Raw genomic sequence first — 16,844 nt, 5'->3', positions numbered from 1 at the left:
GGCCGAATCGTCAGCCAACCTATACCCCCATGGGGTATAGGTCAAGGGCGCCGGGGGCGTTTTCGGGGCTATGGTCGCCGTTTTCTCTAGAATGGCTCCACAATCGGTGCGGGGACCGGGCAAAAGAATATGGACTGACGAACCCCGCGCGGCGGTTGGGCCCGCGGCATGGCGCGAACGGGCAAAAGCTATGGATTTCACTCGCCGCGGCCCTGTTCAGCGGGCAAATGTTCGACACACCGGCGTCGCCACCGCTGTCACAGAGGCAACAGCAGGCACACTGGTAACAACGAAGCTTTTTTGCGAGACGCCAGGAGGGCATGGCCGTGTACCGAGTTTTTGAGGCGCTCGACGAGCTGGGCGCCATCGTGGAAGAGGCGCGCGGTGTGCCGATGACGGCCGGCTGTGTCGTGCCGCGCGGTGACGTGCTGGAACTGATCGACGACATCAAGGACGCGATCCCCGGCGAGCTGGACGACGCCCAGGACGTGCTCGACGCGCGCGATTCGATGCTGCAGGACGCCAAGTCGCACGCCGAATCGATGGTCTCGTCGGCGACGACGGAGTCCGAGTCGATGCTCAACCACGCGCGCGCGGAGGCGGACCGGCTGCTCTCCGACGCGAAAGCGCAGGCCGACCGGATGGTCAACGAGGCCCGCCAGCACAGCGAGCGGATGGTCGGGGAGGCTCGCGAGGAGTCGATCCGCATCGCCACGGCGGCGAAACGCGAGTACGAGGCCAGCGTCGGCCGCGCCCAGGCCGAAGCCGACCGGCTGATCGAGAACGGCAACATCTCCTACGAGAAGGCCGTGCAGGAGGGCATCAAGGAGCAGCAGCGGCTGGTGTCGCAGAACAGCGTGGTGGAGGCGGCCAACGCCGAGGCCACCCGCCTCATCGACACTGCGCACGCCGAGGCCGACCGGCTGCGCGGCGAGTGCGACATCTACGTCGATAACAAGCTGGCCGAGTTCGAGGAATTCCTCAACGGCACCCTGCGGTCCGTCGGCCGCGGTCGCCACCAGCTCCGTACGGCCGCCGGCACCCACGACTACGCGACGCGCTGACGGCGATCGCAAGCGCGGCGTAGCCGGGCAATGCGGGTCGCCGCCATCGGGCCTGACCGCCCGGGACCCCGTCAACGCCCTTTCCTTACGCGCGCCGCGCCGTAGGATTTCTTCTATGACGAGGCAGCACAGCAGCACGACGCAGCGCCATGCGACCTCGCCGATGCGGCTCGACATCACCCGACTCGGCCGGCGCCCGGGAGCGATGGTCACCCTGCGCAACACCGTGCCCAGCCCGTCGCGCATCGGACTGCCGATGATCGCGATCGAACAGGGCGCCCCGGTGGAGATGGACCTGCAAATCCAGTCGGTGTCGGAGGGCGTGCTGGTGACCGGCACGGTCGCCGCGCCGACCGTCGGCGAATGCGCCCGGTGCCTGACGCCGGTCAACGGGCGCGTCGAGGTCAGGCTGACCGAGCTTTTCGCGTATCCGGACAGCACGACCGAGGCGACCACCGAGGAGGACGAGGTAGGCCACATCGTCGACGACACCATCGATCTCGAGCAGCCGATCATCGACGCCGTCGGGCTGGAGTTGCCGTTTTCGCCGGTGTGCAGCCCGGACTGCCCGGGGTTGTGCCCCGACTGCGGTGTCGCCCTCGCCGCCGAGCCCGGCCATCACCACGACCGCATCGACCCGCGCTGGGCCAAGCTGGCCGACATGTTGCCGCCGGAAACCAAGCGGGACGAGCGGTGACGTCGCGGCAAGCCCTGCTGGAGGCTCTCGGGGCCGACCTGCCCGACGAACTGCTGTCGCTGGCGTTGACGCACCGCAGTTACGCCTACGAACACGGCGGGCTGCCGACCAACGAACGGCTGGAGTTTCTCGGTGACGCGGTCCTGGGCCTGACCATCACCGACGAGCTCTACCACCGTCACCCCGACCGGTCGGAGGGCGACCTGGCCAAGCTGCGGGCCAGCGTGGTCAACACCCAGGCGCTGGCCGACGTCGCGCGGAAGCTGTCCGACGCGGGCCTTGGCGTGCACCTGCTGCTGGGCCGCGGCGAGGCGAACACCGGCGGGGCCGACAAGTCGAGCATCCTGGCCGACGGCATGGAGTCCCTGCTGGGCGCCATCTACCTGCAGCACGGGATCGACACCGCGCGTGAGGTGATCCTGCGGCTGTTCGGCCCGCTGCTGGACGCCGCGCCCACGCTGGGGGCCGGGCTGGACTGGAAGACCAGCTTGCAGGAGCTGACCGCGGCGCGCGGCATGGGCGCACCGTCGTACCTGGTGACCTCCACCGGACCCGACCACGACAAGGAATTCACGGCGGTGGTCGTCGTGATGGACACCGAATACGGGTCGGGGGTCGGCCGCTCCAAGAAGGAGGCCGAGCAGAAGGCCGCGGCCGCGACCTGGAAGGCGCTGGAGGCGCTGGACACCGCGGACAAGACGTCCGCGTAGCCGATGCCCGAACTGCCCGAAGTCGAGGTGGTGCGCCGCGGCTTGCAGGCCCGCGTGGCGGGCAAGACGATCACCGCGGTCCGGGTGCATCATCCGCGCGCCGTGCGCCGCCACGAGGCGGGGCCCGCCGATCTCACCGCCCGGCTGCTCGACGCGCGGATCGCCGGAACCGATCGGCGCGGCAAGTACCTGTGGCTGCTGCTGGACGGCCCGGCCGACCCGGACACCGCGCTCGTGGTGCACCTCGGCATGAGCGGGCAGATGCTGCTCGGGAAGGTGCCGCGCGCCGACCACGTCCGCATCTCCGCGCTGCTCGACGACGGGACCGTGCTGAGCTTCGCCGACCAGCGCACCTTCGGCGGCTGGATGCTGGCCGACCTGGTGACCGTGGACGGCAGCGTGGTGCCCGCGCCGGTGGCGCACCTGGCGCGCGACCCGCTGGACCCGAAGTTCGATGCCGGCGCGGTGGTCAACGTGTTGCGGCGCAAGCATTCCGAGATCAAACGCCAGCTGCTCGACCAGCAGGTGGTGTCGGGGATCGGCAACATCTACGCCGACGAGGCGTTGTGGCGGGCCAAGGTGAACGGGGCGCGGATCGCCGACACGTTGAGCCGGCGCCAACTGGCCGCCGTCCTGGACGCCGCCGCCGCCGTGATGCGCGACGCGCTGGCGCAGGGCGGGACCTCGTTCGACTCGCTCTACGTCAACGTCAACGGCGAGTCGGGCTACTTCGACCGATCTTTGGACGCCTACGGCCGCGAAGGCGAACCCTGCCGGCGCTGCGGCGCGGTGATGCGCCGGGAGAAGTTCATGAATCGCTCGTCGTTCTACTGCCCGCGATGCCAGCCGCGACCGCGGCGGTGAGCGTGCGCGCAGGGCTTTTGAATGTGAACCCAGGGCGACGACATGCGCGCGGCGTCGCCCGGGGATCACACTCAACGACGGGTCAGTCGAAGATGTCGCGGCGTACAGCGCCCGGCGATACGGCCGGATCGACGAACCACTCGAAGGGGAACAGCACGCCGGACACCTGGGGCGGCAGCCGAAGCAGCAAGCCGAACAGGCGCGCGGCCGCCGCCGAGTTGCCGATCTGCGAGCGGTGGGCGGCCATCGCGTCGCGCTTGTGGCGCGCGAACCCGAAGACGTTGACGCGGTGGGTGATCGTCGCTTTGGGCGCGTAGGCGGTGCGCGCAACGTCCGGTTCGTAGGGCGCCGGCAGCCGCAGCAGACGGGCGAAACGCCCGATGCGCGTCAGCAATTCGCGCGGTATCGTCGCCTCCAGCACTCGCGGCGTCGCCGCCAGCTCGGCGGCCCGCTTGCCGACGCGATGCACCTGGACGTGATCGCGGTGGCCGTAGCCGCCGTTGCTCTCGTAGCTGAGCAGCACATCCGCGGCTTCCTCGCGCAGTATCGCCGCGAGCCGCCCTGCCGCCTGGTCGACGTCGGCTCGGCCGAACCTGACGCGTCCCGGTGGATCGGGGTAGAAGTCGGGACCGTAGCCGCTGTCGGCGTAGCCGAGGCACTCGAGCCGGTGTACTCCGAGAATGCTTGCGCTCGAACGTAATTCGTCCAACCGGAGCTGGTTGTCGTCGTTGTGTACGCGGCCGTCCGTCGCGGTGACGAGGACGACGCGGTGCCCGGCCGCGGCCGCCCGGGCGAGCGTGCCGCCGGTGAGGACCACCTCGTCGTCCGGATGGGCGTGGAATGCGACGACGGTGGCCATGAAACGCAGTATGCCCGCGGCGGCCGCGGCGATGAGTGTGCGGGCAGGGCTTTCGAGTGTGAGCCCAGGGTGGCGACACGCCGGGCGGGGTCGCCCAGGAAACACACTCAACGGCAAGTCGTAGCCGCGAAGGCCACCCGGTAGAAAAGAAACCATGACGCAACTGTGGGTCGAACGCACCGGATCGCGTCGCTACACCGGGTACAGCTCGCGCGGTGCCCAGGTGCTCGTCGGTTCGGAGGACGTCGAGGGTGTGTTCACCCCGGGCGAGCTGCTCAAGATCGCCCTGGCCGCCTGCAGCGGCATGTCCACCGACGAGCCGCTGGCCCGCCGGCTGGGCGACGACTACCAGGCGACGATCAAGGTGTCCGGGCCGGCCGACCGCGAGCAGGAACGCTATCCGCTGCTCGAGGAGACGCTCGAGCTGGACCTGTCCGGGCTGTCCGAGGAGGAGAAGCAGCGGGTGCTCGTCGTCGCCAACCGGGCCGTCGACCTGGTCTGCACCGTCGGGCGCACCCTGAAATCCGGGACCACCGTCAACTTCGAGATCGCCGATGCCGGAGCCTGAGGTCCGGCTCACCGCGTGGGTGCACGGGCGCGTCCAGGGGGTCGGTTTTCGCTGGTGGACGCGATCCCGCGCGCTCGAGCTGGGGCTCACGGGTTACGCCGCCAACCAGGCCGACGGCCGGGTGCTGGTGGTGGCCCAAGGTCCGCGCGAGGCCGGCGAGAAGCTGCTGGATCTGCTGCAGGGCGGCGCCGCGTGGCCGTCGCGGCCGGGTCACGTGGACAAGGTTGTCGCGGACTGGTCGGAACCCGCGGAGCGGTTCGACGGATTCGTCGAGCGCTGACGTGACGGGTGTTGCCCCTGTGGCCAGTGCGTCGCAGGGTGAACGCCAGGCAAATTTGAGGCGCGTCGACACCCCTCCGGTGGGGCTGGCCGGGGCGATTTGAGCGGTAGTCTGGCTCGCCGTGTACCTCAAGAGTCTGACGCTGAAGGGCTTCAAGTCCTTCGCCTCGCCGACGACTCTGCGCTTCGAACCCGGCATCACCGCGGTCGTCGGCCCCAACGGCTCGGGCAAGTCCAACGTCGTCGACGCCCTGGCCTGGGTGATGGGGGAGCAGGGGGCCAAGACGCTGCGCGGCGGGAAGATGGAGGACGTCATCTTCGCCGGCACCTCGTCACGGGCCCCGCTGGGCCGCGCCGAGGTCACCGTCACCATCGACAACTCAGACAACGCGCTGCCCATCGAGTACTCCGAGGTCTCGATCACGCGGCGGATGTTCCGCGACGGCGCCAGCGAATACGAAATCAACGGCAGCAGTTGTCGTTTGATGGACGTCCAGGAGTTGCTGAGCGACTCCGGGATCGGCCGCGAGATGCACGTCATCGTCGGCCAGGGCAAGCTCGACGAGATCCTGCAGTCGCGGCCCGAGGATCGCCGCGCGTTCATCGAAGAGGCCGCGGGCGTGCTCAAGCACCGCAAGCGCAAGGAGAAGGCGCTGCGCAAGCTCGACGCCATGCAGGCGAACCTGGCCCGCCTGTCCGATCTGACCACCGAGCTGCGCCGCCAGCTCAAGCCGCTGGGCCGCCAGGCCGAGGTGGCCCGCCGCGCCCAGACCATCCAGGCCGACCTGCGTGACGCCCGGCTGCGGCTGGCCGCCGACGACCTGGTCGGCCGGCAGACCGAGCGCGACGCCATCTTCGAGGCCGAGGCCCTCATGCGCCGCGACCACGACGAGGCCGCCGCCCGCCTCGCGGTGGCCTCCGAGGAGCTCACGGCGCACGAGACGGCGCTCGCCGAGCTGTCGGTGCGCGCCGAATCGGTCCAGCACACCTGGTTCGGGCTGTCCGCGCTGGCCGAACGGGTGGGCGCCACGGTGCGCATCGCGAGCGAACGCGCCCAGCACCTGGACGTCGAGCCGGTGGCGACGGGCGACACCGACCCGGACGCGCTGGAAGCCGAGGCCCGGCAAATCGAGGTGACCGAGCAGCGGCTGCTGGCCGAGCTGGACGGCGCGCGCACCCGCCTGGACGCCGCGCGCGCCGAGCTGGCCGAGCGCGAGCGCGCGGCCGCCGAGGCCGACCGGGCCCACCTGGCGGCGGTGCGGGCCGAGGCGGACCGGCGCGAGGGCCTGGCGCGGCTGGCCGGCCAGGTGGAGACGATGCGGGCGCGGGTCGAATCGATCGACGACAGCGTCGCGCGGCTGTCCGAGCGCATCGAACAGGCCGCCAACCGCGCCCAGCAGACCCGCGCCGAATTCGAGACCGTGCAGGCCCGCGTCGGCGAACTCGACCAGGGCGAGGTGGGCCTCGACGAGCACCACGAGCGGACCGTCGCCGCGCTGCGGCTGGCCGACGAACGCGTCGCCGAACTGCAGGCCGCCGAGCGCGGCGCCGAACGGGAGGTGGCCTCGCTGCGCGCCCGCATCGACGCGCTCTCGGTGGGGCTGGAGCGCAAGGACGGCGCCGCGTGGCTCACGCAAAACCGTTCCGGCACAGGTCTTTTAGGCCCGATCGCCAAGCTCGTGCGGGTCCGGTCCGGCTACGAGGCGGCCCTGGCCGCGGTGCTCGGCTCGGCGGCCGACGCGCTGGCCGCGGAAAGCTTCGGCGCGGCCCGTGCGGCGGTCGACGCCCTCAAGCAGGCCGATGCCGGCCGCGCGGCCCTGGTGCTGGGCGACTGGCCGGCCGAGCAACCCGGGCCCACCGCCGGCCTGCCCGACGGCGCGGTGTGGGCGCTCGACCTCATCGACGCGCCGGAGCGGCTGCGCGGGGCGATGACCGCCATGCTGTCGGGCGTCGCGGTGGTCACCGCGCTCGGCGACGCGCTGGAGCTGGTGGCGGCCCGCCCGCGGCTGCGCGCGGTGACGCTCGACGGCGACCTGGTGGGCGCGGGCTGGGTCAGCGGTGGCTCCGACCGCAAGCTGTCCACGCTGGAGCTCACCTCGGAAATCGACAAGGCCGGCGCCGAGCTGGCCGCCGCCGAGGCGCAGGTGGGGCAGCTGACCGCGGCGCTGTCCGGCGCGCTGACCGAGCAGATCGCCCGCCAGGATTCCGCCGAGCAGGCGCTGGCCGCCCTCAACGAATCCGACACCGCGATCTCGGCGATGTACGAGCAGCTGGGCCGCCTCGGGCAGGAGGCCCGCGCCGCCGAGGAGGAGTGGAGCGGCCTGCTGCGCCAGCGCGCGGAGCTCGAAGCGGGGCGCGCGCAGACCGTCGACGAGGTCACCGAGCTGGAGACCCGGCTGCGCAACGCCCAGGAGACCCAGCACGTGCAGGCGGCGGAACCGGCCAACCGGCACCAGATCGCCGCGGCCGCCGAAAACGCCCGCGGGGTTGAGGTGGAGGCCCGGCTGGCGGTGCGGACCGCGGAGGAGCGCGCCGACGCGGTGCGCGGGCGGGCGGATTCGCTGCGCCGCGCGGCCGCCGCCGAGCGCGAGGCGCGGCTGCGCGCCCAGCAGGCGCGGGAGGCGCGGTTGCGCGCGGCCGCCGTGGCCGCCGCGGTGGCCGATGCCGGGCGGCTGCTGGCGGCGCGGTTGGACCGGGTGGTCGCCGCGGCCTCGGCAATCCGGGACGCGCTGGTCGCCGAACGCCAGGAGCGAACCGCGGCGATGGCGGCGGTGCGCGACGAGGTGCATGCGCTGGGCGCGCGGGTGGCCCAGCTCACCGATTCGCTGCATCGCGACGAGGTGGCCAACGCCCAGGCCGCGATGCGCATCGAGCAGCTCGAGCAGATGGTGCTCGAGCAGTTCGGTATGGCCCCGGCCGACCTGATCGCCGAGTACGGCCCGGAGGTCGCCCTGCCCCCGACCGAGCTCGAAATGGCCGAGTACGAGCAGGCCCGGGAGCGCGGCGAGCAGGTGTACGCGCCCGCCCCGATCCCCTTTGACCGGCCCACCCAGGAGCGCCGGGCCAAGCGGGCCGAACGCGAGCTGGCCGAGCTGGGCAGGGTGAACCCGCTGGCGCTGGAGGAGTTTGCCGCGCTCGAGGAGCGCTACAACTTCCTGTCCACCCAGCTCGAGGACGTCAGGGCCGCCCGCAAGGACCTGCTCGACGTCATCGCCGACGTCGACGCCCGCATCCTGCAGGTGTTCAGCGACGCCTTCACCGACGTCGAGCGCGAATTCCGGGAAGTCTTCACCGTGCTGTTCCCCGGCGGCGAGGGCCGGCTGCGGCTGACCGACCCGGGCGACATGCTCACCACCGGCATCGAGGTCGAGGCGCGCCCGCCCGGCAAGAAGATCACCCGGCTGTCTTTGCTGTCCGGCGGCGAGAAGGCGCTGACGGCGGTGGCGATGCTGGTGGCGATCTTCCGGGCCCGCCCGTCGCCGTTCTACATCATGGACGAGGTGGAGGCCGCGCTCGACGACACGAACCTGCGCCGCCTGATCGGCCTGTTCGAATTGCTGCGGGCGCGCTCGCAGATCATCATCATCACTCACCAGAAGCCCACGATGGAGGTCGCCGACGCGCTGTACGGCGTCACCATGCAGGGCGACGGCATCACCGCGGTGATCTCCCAGCGGATGCGCGGCCAGCAGGTGGACCAGCTGGTCTCCAGCTCTACGTAGGGCGCGACAACGCTCGAGTGTGAACTGACGGCTTCCCGCGTGCGCTGAGGGAGGGATTTCGGCGATTTCTCCGCCGAGGGAGCACAGCCGACGCCCTGGCGACACACGCGACGCCAAGGACATAGACCACTGCCCCATGAGCGCTGGGTGAGCCGCGGCTGGAAGGATTGTCAGCGTGTCACAAGGCCTTTGGATCGCCGTCGCGGTCGTCGCAGCCCTGCTCGTCATCGCCGCGCTGGTCGCAGGCCTGGCGCGGTACCGCCGCCGACGGATCAGCCTGGCCCGGCCCGAGCCTGGGGCGCTCGACCGCTCCGGGGGGTACACCGCGTCGTCGGGAATCACCTTCAGCCAGTCCGCGCCGACGATCGACAGCGGCGGGCTGCCCGCGGTAGGCGACGACGCCACCGTTCCCCGCGACGCCCCCAAGCGCACGATCTCCGACGTCGAACTGCCCGAACCCGAGACGCGCGAGGCCGAGGCCCCGCCGGTCCCGGAGGCCCGGCCCCTCCCGGAGGCCCCGCCCGAGGCGCCGCCCGAGGCCGCCGAGATCGAGGCCATCGCCCCGCCCGAGGGCCGGCTGGAGCGGCTGCGCGGCCGGCTGGCCCGGTCGCAGAACGCGCTCGGGCGCAGCGTGCTGGGCCTGATCGGCGGCGGCGACCTCGACGAGGAGTCCTGGCAGGACGTCGAGGACACCCTGCTGGTCGCCGACCTGGGCCCGGTGGTCACCGCGTCGGTGATCTCGCAGCTGCGCAGCCGGCTGGCCAGCGGCAACGTCCGCACCGAGGCCGACGCCAAGGCCGTGCTGCGCGACGTCCTGATCAACGAGCTGCACCCCGACATGGACCGCTCGATCCGCGCGCTGCCGCACGCCGACCACCCGTCGGTGCTGCTGATCGTCGGCGTGAACGGCACCGGGAAGACCACCACCGTCGGCAAGTTGGCGCGGGTGCTGGTCGCCGACGGGCGGCGCGTCGTGCTGGGCGCGGCCGACACCTTCCGGGCCGCGGCGGCCGACCAGTTGCAGACCTGGGCCTCCCGGGTGGGCGCGGAGGTGGTGCGCGGGGCCGAAGGAGCCGACCCGGCGTCGGTGGCGTTCGACGCCGTCGACAAGGGCATCGCCGCCGGCGCCGACGTCGTGGTCGTCGACACCGCCGGGCGCCTGCACACCAAGGTCGGGCTGATGGACGAGCTCGACAAGGTTAAGCGCGTGATAACGCGGCGCGCGGCCGTCGACGAGGTGTTGCTGGTGCTCGACGCGACCATCGGGCAGAACGGGCTGGCCCAGGCCCGGGTGTTCGCCGACGTCGTCGACATCACCGGCGCGGTGCTCACCAAGCTGGACGGAACGGCCAAGGGCGGCATCGTTTTCCGCGTCCAGCAGGAGCTCGGGGTGCCGGTGAAGCTGGTCGGGCTCGGCGAAGGCCCGGACGATCTCGCGCCCTTCGAACCCGCCGCGTTCGTCGACGCCCTGCTCGGCTGAACCCCTAACACGTCGCGCGCGACGTTAATGACGCCGAAACACGGCGGCCCCATTGCGGAAACAACCATTGCGCAAGGTTCTGGATCAGGTCATCAGGCATGTGTCTGATGGCCAGTCGTGGGCCGACCGGAGGAGATAGCGAGTGACATACCCGATACTGGGCCAGCCCAATACCGGCGATACCGCCTGGATGCTGGCCAGCTCTGCGCTGGTGTTGTTGATGACGCCGGGCCTGGCGTTTTTTTACGGCGGCATGGTGCGCGCCAGAAGCGTCCTGAACATGCTCATGATGAGCATCAGCGCGATGGGCGTCGTCACCGTGCTGTGGGTTCTGTATGGCTACTCGATCGCCTTCGGCGACGACGTCGGCAACGTCATGGGGAAGCCGACCTCGTTTTGGGGGCTGAAGGGGCTCATCGGTGTCAACGCGGTGGCCGCGGACCCGAGCAAAGGCACGGCGGCAACGGACATCCCGCTCGCGGGCACCCTGCCGGCCACCGTGTTCGTGGCGTTCCAGCTGATGTTCGCGATCATCACCGTCGCGCTGATCTCGGGGGCGGTGTCCGACCGGCTGAAGTTCAGCGCCTGGCTCGTGTTCGCCGGCCTGTGGGCGACGCTGGTCTACTTCCCCGTCGCCCACTGGGTCTTCGCGTTCGACGGGTTCGCGTCGGAGCACGGCGGCTGGATCGCCAATAAGCTGCACGCGATCGACTTCGCCGGCGGCACCGCGGTCCATATCAACTCGGGCGTGGCCGGCCTGATGTTGGCGATCGTGCTCGGCAAGCGCAAGGGCTGGCCCACCACGCTCTTCCGGCCGCACAACCTGCCGTTCGTGATGCTCGGCGCCGGATTGCTGTGGTTCGGCTGGTACGGCTTCAACGCCGGGTCGGCCACCAGCTCCAACGGTGTCGCGGGCTCGACGTTCATGACCACCACGATCGCGACGGCCATGGCCATGCTCGGCTGGATGCTGACCGAGCGCATCCGCGACGGCAAGGCCACCACGCTGGGAGCGGCGTCGGGCATCGTCGCCGGGCTGGTCGCCATCACCCCGTCGTGCTCCTCGGTCAACGTGTTGGGTGCGCTGGTGGTCGGCCTGGTGGCCGGCGTGGTGTGCGCGCTGGCGGTCGGATTGAAATTCAAGTTGGGCTTCGACGACTCGCTCGACGTGGTCGGCGTGCACCTGGTCGGCGGCTTGGCCGGCACGCTGCTGGTCGGCCTGCTCGCCGCGCCGGAGAGCCCGGCGATCAACGGCGTGACCGGGGTGTCGAAGGGGTTGTTCTACGGCGGCGGCTGGGACCAGCTGGAGCGGCAGGCGGTCGGCGCGTTCGCCGTCCTCTTCTACTCCGGCATCGTCACCCTGATCCTGGCCCTGATCCTGAAATACACCATCGGGTTGCGCCTGAACCCCGAGGCCGAGTCCTCGGGCATCGATGAGGCCGAACACGCCGAGAGCGGATACGATTTTGGCGTGATCGGCGGACAGGGGTCGGTTCTTCCGGCGGCGCGGATCCCCGTGGATGACCGTAACGGCCTCGACGACCGGACGGCCGACAAAGTGGAGGCAGAGCAGTCATGAAGCTAGTCACGGCGATCGTGAAGCCATTCACCCTCGATGACGTCAAGACCGCCCTCGAGGAGGCCGGCGTCCTGGGGATGACGGTCAGCGAAATCCAGGGCTATGGCCGGCAGAAGGGCCACACCGAGGTTTACCGCGGTGCCGAGTACTCGGTCGACTTCGTGCCCAAGGTGCGGATCGAGGTCGTCGTCGACGACTCCATCGTCGACAAGGTCGTCGACAGCATCGTCCGCGCCGCGCGCACCGGCAAGATCGGTGACGGCAAGGTCTGGGTGAGCCCCGTCGAAACCATCGTGCGGGTGCGCACGGGCGAACGCGGAACCGATGCCCTCTGACCCCAGCCGTAGCTTGTTGATCCAGGCCGGACGGGCCGGGAGGGTATGAAACAGGACCCACCCGACCCGTCCGGGTCATCTGGAGCGGGAACAGAAAACGCCTGCGCGGCAAGCGATTTGGCTGCCGCGCGGCGTCGGCTGCTGTCGGAGGGCGCGGCGCTGCACGCGGCCGAGCTGCGGCACGCGTGGCTGGACCTGCACGAGTCGTGGCTGACCGCCACGGCCGAGCAGATCGGGATTTCCGACGGCAGCGGGTTCGCGATCGTCGGCATCGGCGGACTGGGTCGCCACGAGCTGCTGCCGTATTCCGATCTGGACCTGATGCTGCTGCACGACGACAAGCCGGCCGAGGTGCTGCAGCGGGTCGCCGACAAGCTGTGGTATCCGTTGTGGGACGCCAACGTTCGGCTTGACCACAGCGTGCGAACGGTGTCCGGCGCGCTCGGCGTCGCCAATGCCGACATGATCGCCGCGCTGGGCATGCTGGACGCCCGCCACATCGCCGGCGACGCGCGGCTGTCCGAGGAATTGATCGCCGGCGCAAGAAGGCAGTGGCGCAGCGCAATTCGCTCTCGGATGGACGAGCTGGTCGACATCACGGCGGCCCGCTGGGAACGCTGCGGCCGCATAGCGCAGCGCGCCGAGCCGGACCTGAAGTCGGGTCGCGGCGGCCTGCGCGACGTGCAACTGCTCAACGCGCTGGGGGTGGCCCAGCTCATCGACCGCCACGGCATGGCCCGCCCGGAAACGCCGGGGGGCTCACTCGACGATGCCTATCTGACGCTGCTCGACGTGCGCACCGAGCTGCACCGGGTGTCCGGGCGCGGCCGCGATCAGCTGCTGGCGCAGTACGCCGACGAGATCAGCGCCGCCCTGCACATCGGCGACCGATTCGACTTGGCGCGCAAGCTCTCCGGCGCCGGCCGCACCATCGCCTACCACGCCGAAACGGGATTGCGGACCGCCGAAAACGCCTTGCCGCGGCGCGGCGTGTCGGCGCTGGTCCGGCGGCCCAAGCGGCGACCGCTGGACGAGGGCGTGGTGGAGTACGCGGGGGAGATCGTGCTCGCCCGTGACGCCGCGCCCGAGACCGACGCCGGGCTGGTGCTGCGGGTGGCGGCGGCCTCGGCCGACAGCGGGGTGCCCATCGGCGCCGCCACGCTGAGTCGCCTGGCCGCCGCCGCGCCCGAGATGCCGACCCCCTGGCCGCGCGAGGCGCTGGACGACCTGCTGGTCGTGCTTTCCGCCGGGCCGACCGCGGTGGCGACGATCGAGGCGCTCGACCGCACCGGGTTGTGGGAGCGGTTGCTGCCGGAATGGGTCGCGATCCGCGACCTGCCGCCCCGCGACGTCGCGCACAAGTGGACGGTGGACCGGCACGTCGTCGAGACCGCCGTCAACGCGGCCCCGCTGGCCACCCGCGTGGCCCGGCCCGACCTGCTGGCGCTGGGCGCGCTGCTGCACGACATCGGCAAGGGCAGGGGAGTCGACCACAGCGTGCTCGGCGCTCAGATGGCCATCGAGATGGGCGCCAGGCTCGGTGTCGCGCCCAAGGACGCCGAGTTCCTGTCCAAGCTGGTCCGCCACCATCTGCTGCTGCCGGTGGTGGCCACCCGGAGCGACCTGCACGACCCCAAGACCATCGAGGGTGTGTCGGAGGCCCTGGGCGGGGATCCGCTGCTGCTCGACGTGCTGCGCGCGCTGACCGAGGCGGACTCGAAGGCGACCGGGCCCGGCGTGTGGAGCGACTGGAAGGCGTCCCTGATCGAGGATCTGGTGCGCCGCTGCCGCATGGTGATGGCCGGTGAGCCGCTGCCGCAGGCCGATCCGGCCACTCCGCACTACCTTGCGCTCGCCGCCGACCAGGGCGTGCACGTGGAGATCACCCCGGGCGACAGCGCGCGGATGTATCGCGTCGTGATGGTCGCCCCGGACCAGCGGGGCTTGGTGTCGAGGGCCGCGGCCGTGCTGGCGCTGAACTCGCTGGGCGTCCACTCGGCGACAGTGAACAGCTACGAGGGCGTCGCGATCACCGAATTCGTGGTGTCACCGCACTTCGGTTCGCCGGCCGCGCCGGAGCTGCTGCGCCAGCAGTTCGTCGGCGCCCTGGCCGGCGACATCGACGTGATGGCCGCGCTGGAAAAGCGGGACAGCGAGGCGGGGCCGGGTTCCGCGCGGGCCGGGGAGGTGCAGGCCGGGGTCCCCGTGACGCGTTCGACCGCGCCGCCGCGGATCGTGTGGCTGGACCCCGCCGCGGACGGCCACCTGGTCGTCGAGGTGCGCGCCATGGACCGGCCGGGCCTGCTCGCGCTGCTGGCGCGTGCGCTGGAGCGCGCCGGGGTCGACATCGGGTGGGCGAAGGTCAACACGTTCGGGTCGACGGCGGCCGACGTGTTCTGCGTGGAGGCCGCCGACGATGCGCGGGCGGCGGTGGAGAAGCACCTGATGGTCGCGTTGGGCGGCGCGGGAGAAGTCGTCGCGAGCTAGTGGTGTGTCCTGAGCGGTCAGCGCTTCTTCTTCTTCGTCGATGAGAACTAGATGCCGGCGAGGCGGTGTCCCCTAAGGGGATCTCTTTACGGGCCTACGAGAACAATTCGTTCGGTTGCTAGGGCGACCCCTAAACCGCGCTAACACCAAGGTGTTGTCGGGTACCGCTTCGCGACCACCGCCACAGGCCCACGAGGTCATCATGGTCGGCGTCGGCGCTACGCGGCCGGGTTGCTGCCCGCCGTCGACGGCGAGCAGACCACGGCCACCCCAACGAGGACCGCACACCCGCAAGCTCGCACGTTATCCGCGCAACCCCAATTCGGGCGGCACACCACTACCCACTGATCACCGACACCGTGCCACTGTAGAAGTTGGTGACGTAGACGTAGCCGGTGGTGGGGTCGACCGCCACCCCGCCCGGACCGCTGCCGACGGTGATGGCTGATCCGGTGACGGTGTTGGTGGCGGGGTTGATCACCGACACCGTGTCGTTGTAAACGTTGGCGACGTAGACGTACCCGGTGTTGGGGTTGACCGCCACCCCGACCGGACCGCTGCCGACGGTGATGGGTGATCCGGTGACGGTGTTGGTGGCGGGGTTGATCACCGACACCGTGCCGCTGCCATAGTTGGCGACGTAGATGTCGCCGCCGGGGTTGACCGCCACCCCATCCGGACTGTTGCCGACAGTGATGGGTGATCCGGTGACGGTGTTGGTGGCGGGGTTGATCACCGACACCGTGTTGCTGCCACCGTTGGTGACGTAGACGTCGCCGCCGGGGTTGACCGCCACCCCGTAGGGAACGCTGAAACCAGTGATGGGTGATCCGGTGACCGTGTTGGTGGTGGGGTCGATCACCGACACCGTGGCGCTGGCAGTACTGGTGACGTAGACGTCGCCGCCGGGGTTCACCGCCACCCCGTACGGACTGTCGACGGTGATGGGTGATCCGGTGACCATGTTGGTGGCGGGGTTGATCACCGACACCGTGTTGCCGCCATAGTTAGCGACGTAGACGTCGCCGCCGGGGTTGACCGCCACCCCGACCGGAAAGCTGCCGACGGTGATGGGTGATCCGGTGACGGTGTTGGTGGCGGGGTCGATCACCGACACCGTGTTGCTGCCACTGTTCGTGACGTAGACGTCGCCGCCGGGGTTGACCGCCACCCCGGACGGATAGCTGCCGACGGTGATGGTCGTGACGTGGCCGGGAGACCCGCCTGCCCCGCCGGTCCCGCCGGGACCGCCGGCCCCGCCGTCGCCCGCGCCGCCCAATGCGCCGGCACCGCCGGGCGCGGCAAAGCCGGCGATGACCGCGCCGCCGACCCCGCCGGCACCGCCGGGACCGCCGGCGCCGCCGACGCCGCCGACGCCGCCGACGAGCCCGCCGTGACCACCAACGCCACCGGCACCGCCGTTGCCGCCGGCCACGCCAAAGGTCCCACTGGCCCCGCCGTTCCCGCCGCCACCACCCAGGCCACCGTTACCGAACAGCCACCCACCAGCACCGCCCGCGCCGCCGGCCCCGCCGGCCCCGCCGGCCTGCCCGGCAGCACCCGACCCACCATTGCCGCCGTTACCGAAAAGCCACCCGCCGTCCCCGCCGGGCAGGCCACTGCCCGCCGGCGCATTGGCGCCATCGCCAAACAACGGGCGCCCCGTCAGAAACTTCACCGGGGCTGTCGCGAAGGCCTGCAGGTCCTGCTCCAGGGCCTGCAACGGCGAGACATTGGCCGCCTCGGCAGCCGCATACGCGCCCGCCGAGCTGTTCAAGGCCTGCACAAACTGGTCATGAAACGCCGCCGACTGCGCACTGAGCGCCTGAAACTGCTGGCCATGGGAGGACAACACCGCCGCAATCGCCGCCGACACCTCATCCTCAGCCGCGGCCAGCACCCCCGTCGTCGGGGCGGCCGCCGCCGCTTGCGCGGCGCTCAGCGCTGAGCCGATGTTGGACAGATCCGTTGCCGCCGGGGTCATTATCTCCGGCGCCGCGATTACATACGACATGTCGATCGTCCTACTGGCTAGCCCCTGGTTGTCACTAGCCCGGCGGTCCTCCACCGTCAGGTAGGTGCACCGTAAGCAAGGGGTCTGGGGGAAGCATAAGTAATCGACTACCTAATTCTCGGGACATCGCGTGGGCGAAGGTCCACACGTTCGGGTCGACGGCGGCAGACGTGGCCTGTGTGGAGG

General features: G+C 70.8%; 13 protein-coding genes. 11 read left to right on the top strand and 2 right to left on the bottom strand.

The window, feature by feature from the left end; translation table 11 throughout:
• Positions 1-326: 326 nt before the first annotated feature.
• From sepIVA to mutM, 4 genes are all read left to right on the top strand, one after another.
• Entirely contained in the window at positions 327-1,064 is a 738-nt protein-coding gene (gene sepIVA / locus A5673_RS03895) for a cell division protein SepIVA (RefSeq protein WP_068227381.1), read from the top strand.
• 115 nt (positions 1,065-1,179) lie between these two features.
• The gene (locus A5673_RS03890) at positions 1,180-1,761 is read left to right on the top strand and encodes a DUF177 domain-containing protein (protein ID WP_156747825.1); all 582 of its coding nucleotides are present in this window, start codon (positions 1,180-1,182) and stop codon (positions 1,759-1,761) included.
• Positions 1,758-2,471, top strand: a complete 714-nt coding sequence (rnc, locus tag A5673_RS03885; RefSeq protein WP_068227276.1) for a ribonuclease III — start codon at positions 1,758-1,760, stop codon at positions 2,469-2,471. The genes A5673_RS03890 and rnc overlap by 4 nt, the downstream gene beginning before the upstream one ends.
• A 3-nt stretch (positions 2,472-2,474) precedes the next feature.
• Positions 2,475-3,335 carry a DNA-formamidopyrimidine glycosylase gene (gene mutM / locus A5673_RS03880; RefSeq protein ID WP_068227274.1) on the top strand — a complete coding sequence of 287 codons (861 nt, stop codon included), beginning with the start codon at positions 2,475-2,477 and terminating at the stop codon, positions 3,333-3,335.
• Positions 3,336-3,417: 82 nt separating this feature from the next.
• Here mutM and A5673_RS03875 read toward each other — a convergent pair whose 3' ends face one another.
• Positions 3,418-4,194, bottom strand: coding sequence for a PIG-L deacetylase family protein (locus tag A5673_RS03875; protein ID WP_068227273.1), 777 nt, complete (start codon positions 4,192-4,194; stop codon positions 3,418-3,420).
• Between the two features lie 154 nt (positions 4,195-4,348).
• Here A5673_RS03875 and A5673_RS03870 point away from each other — a divergent pair, with 154 nt between their 5' ends.
• The 7 genes from A5673_RS03870 (at position 4,349) to A5673_RS03840 (ending at position 14,644) form a co-directional block, all read left to right on the top strand.
• Entirely contained in the window at positions 4,349-4,762 is a 414-nt protein-coding gene (locus A5673_RS03870; RefSeq protein ID WP_068227271.1) for an OsmC family protein, read from the top strand.
• Positions 4,749-5,042, top strand: a complete 294-nt coding sequence (locus tag A5673_RS03865) for an acylphosphatase (protein ID WP_068227269.1) — start codon at positions 4,749-4,751, stop codon at positions 5,040-5,042. The genes A5673_RS03870 and A5673_RS03865 overlap by 14 nt, the downstream gene beginning before the upstream one ends.
• A 121-nt stretch (positions 5,043-5,163) precedes the next feature.
• Positions 5,164-8,763, top strand: coding sequence for a chromosome segregation protein SMC (gene smc, locus A5673_RS03860; protein WP_068227267.1), 3,600 nt, complete (start codon positions 5,164-5,166; stop codon positions 8,761-8,763).
• A gap of 175 nt (positions 8,764-8,938) precedes the next feature.
• Complete coding sequence (ftsY, locus tag A5673_RS03855) at positions 8,939-10,243, top strand: signal recognition particle-docking protein FtsY (protein WP_068227265.1); 1,305 nt, start codon at positions 8,939-8,941, stop codon at positions 10,241-10,243.
• Between the two features lie 190 nt (positions 10,244-10,433).
• On the top strand, positions 10,434-11,822 hold the full coding sequence (locus A5673_RS03850; RefSeq protein ID WP_068227379.1) for an ammonium transporter: 1,389 nt from the start codon (positions 10,434-10,436) through the stop codon (positions 11,820-11,822).
• Complete coding sequence (gene glnB, locus A5673_RS03845) at positions 11,819-12,157, top strand: nitrogen regulatory protein P-II (protein ID WP_067880293.1); 339 nt, start codon at positions 11,819-11,821, stop codon at positions 12,155-12,157. The genes A5673_RS03850 and glnB overlap by 4 nt, the downstream gene beginning before the upstream one ends.
• A 45-nt stretch (positions 12,158-12,202) precedes the next feature.
• Positions 12,203-14,644, top strand: a complete 2,442-nt coding sequence (locus A5673_RS03840; RefSeq protein ID WP_082958527.1) for a [protein-PII] uridylyltransferase — start codon at positions 12,203-12,205, stop codon at positions 14,642-14,644.
• Positions 14,645-14,981: 337 nt separating this feature from the next.
• Here the strand turns inward: A5673_RS03840 and A5673_RS30555 are convergent, their stop codons facing one another.
• Positions 14,982-16,658: a PE domain-containing protein gene (locus tag A5673_RS30555; RefSeq protein WP_082958526.1), complete on the bottom strand. Its 1,677-nt coding sequence runs from the start codon at positions 16,656-16,658 to the stop codon at positions 14,982-14,984.
• Positions 16,659-16,844 lie beyond the last annotated feature (186 nt).

Source organism: Mycobacterium sp. E3198 (genome assembly GCF_001667015.1).
Lineage (GTDB): Bacteria > Actinomycetota > Actinomycetes > Mycobacteriales > Mycobacteriaceae > Mycobacterium.
The sequence above is the reverse complement of the archived record's forward strand: the minus strand, read 5'-3'. Positions and strand labels throughout refer to the sequence as shown.

Coding starts and splice junctions, on each gene's coding strand:
- A5673_RS03890 (WP_156747825.1), top strand. CDS start 1,180: ATGACGAGGCAGCACAGCAGCACGACGCAGCGCCATGCGACCTCGCCG.
- mutM (WP_068227274.1), top strand. CDS start 2,475: ATGCCCGAACTGCCCGAAGTCGAGGTGGTGCGCCGCGGCTTGCAGGCC.
- A5673_RS03875 (WP_068227273.1), bottom strand. CDS start 4,194: ATGGCCACCGTCGTCGCATTCCACGCCCATCCGGACGACGAGGTGGTC.
- A5673_RS03870 (WP_068227271.1), top strand. CDS start 4,349: ATGACGCAACTGTGGGTCGAACGCACCGGATCGCGTCGCTACACCGGG.
- A5673_RS03865 (WP_068227269.1), top strand. CDS start 4,749: ATGCCGGAGCCTGAGGTCCGGCTCACCGCGTGGGTGCACGGGCGCGTC.
- A5673_RS03850 (WP_068227379.1), top strand. CDS start 10,434: ATGCTGGCCAGCTCTGCGCTGGTGTTGTTGATGACGCCGGGCCTGGCG.
- glnB (WP_067880293.1), top strand. CDS start 11,819: ATGAAGCTAGTCACGGCGATCGTGAAGCCATTCACCCTCGATGACGTC.
- A5673_RS03840 (WP_082958527.1), top strand. CDS start 12,203: ATGAAACAGGACCCACCCGACCCGTCCGGGTCATCTGGAGCGGGAACA.
- A5673_RS30555 (WP_082958526.1), bottom strand. CDS start 16,658: ATGTCGTATGTAATCGCGGCGCCGGAGATAATGACCCCGGCGGCAACG.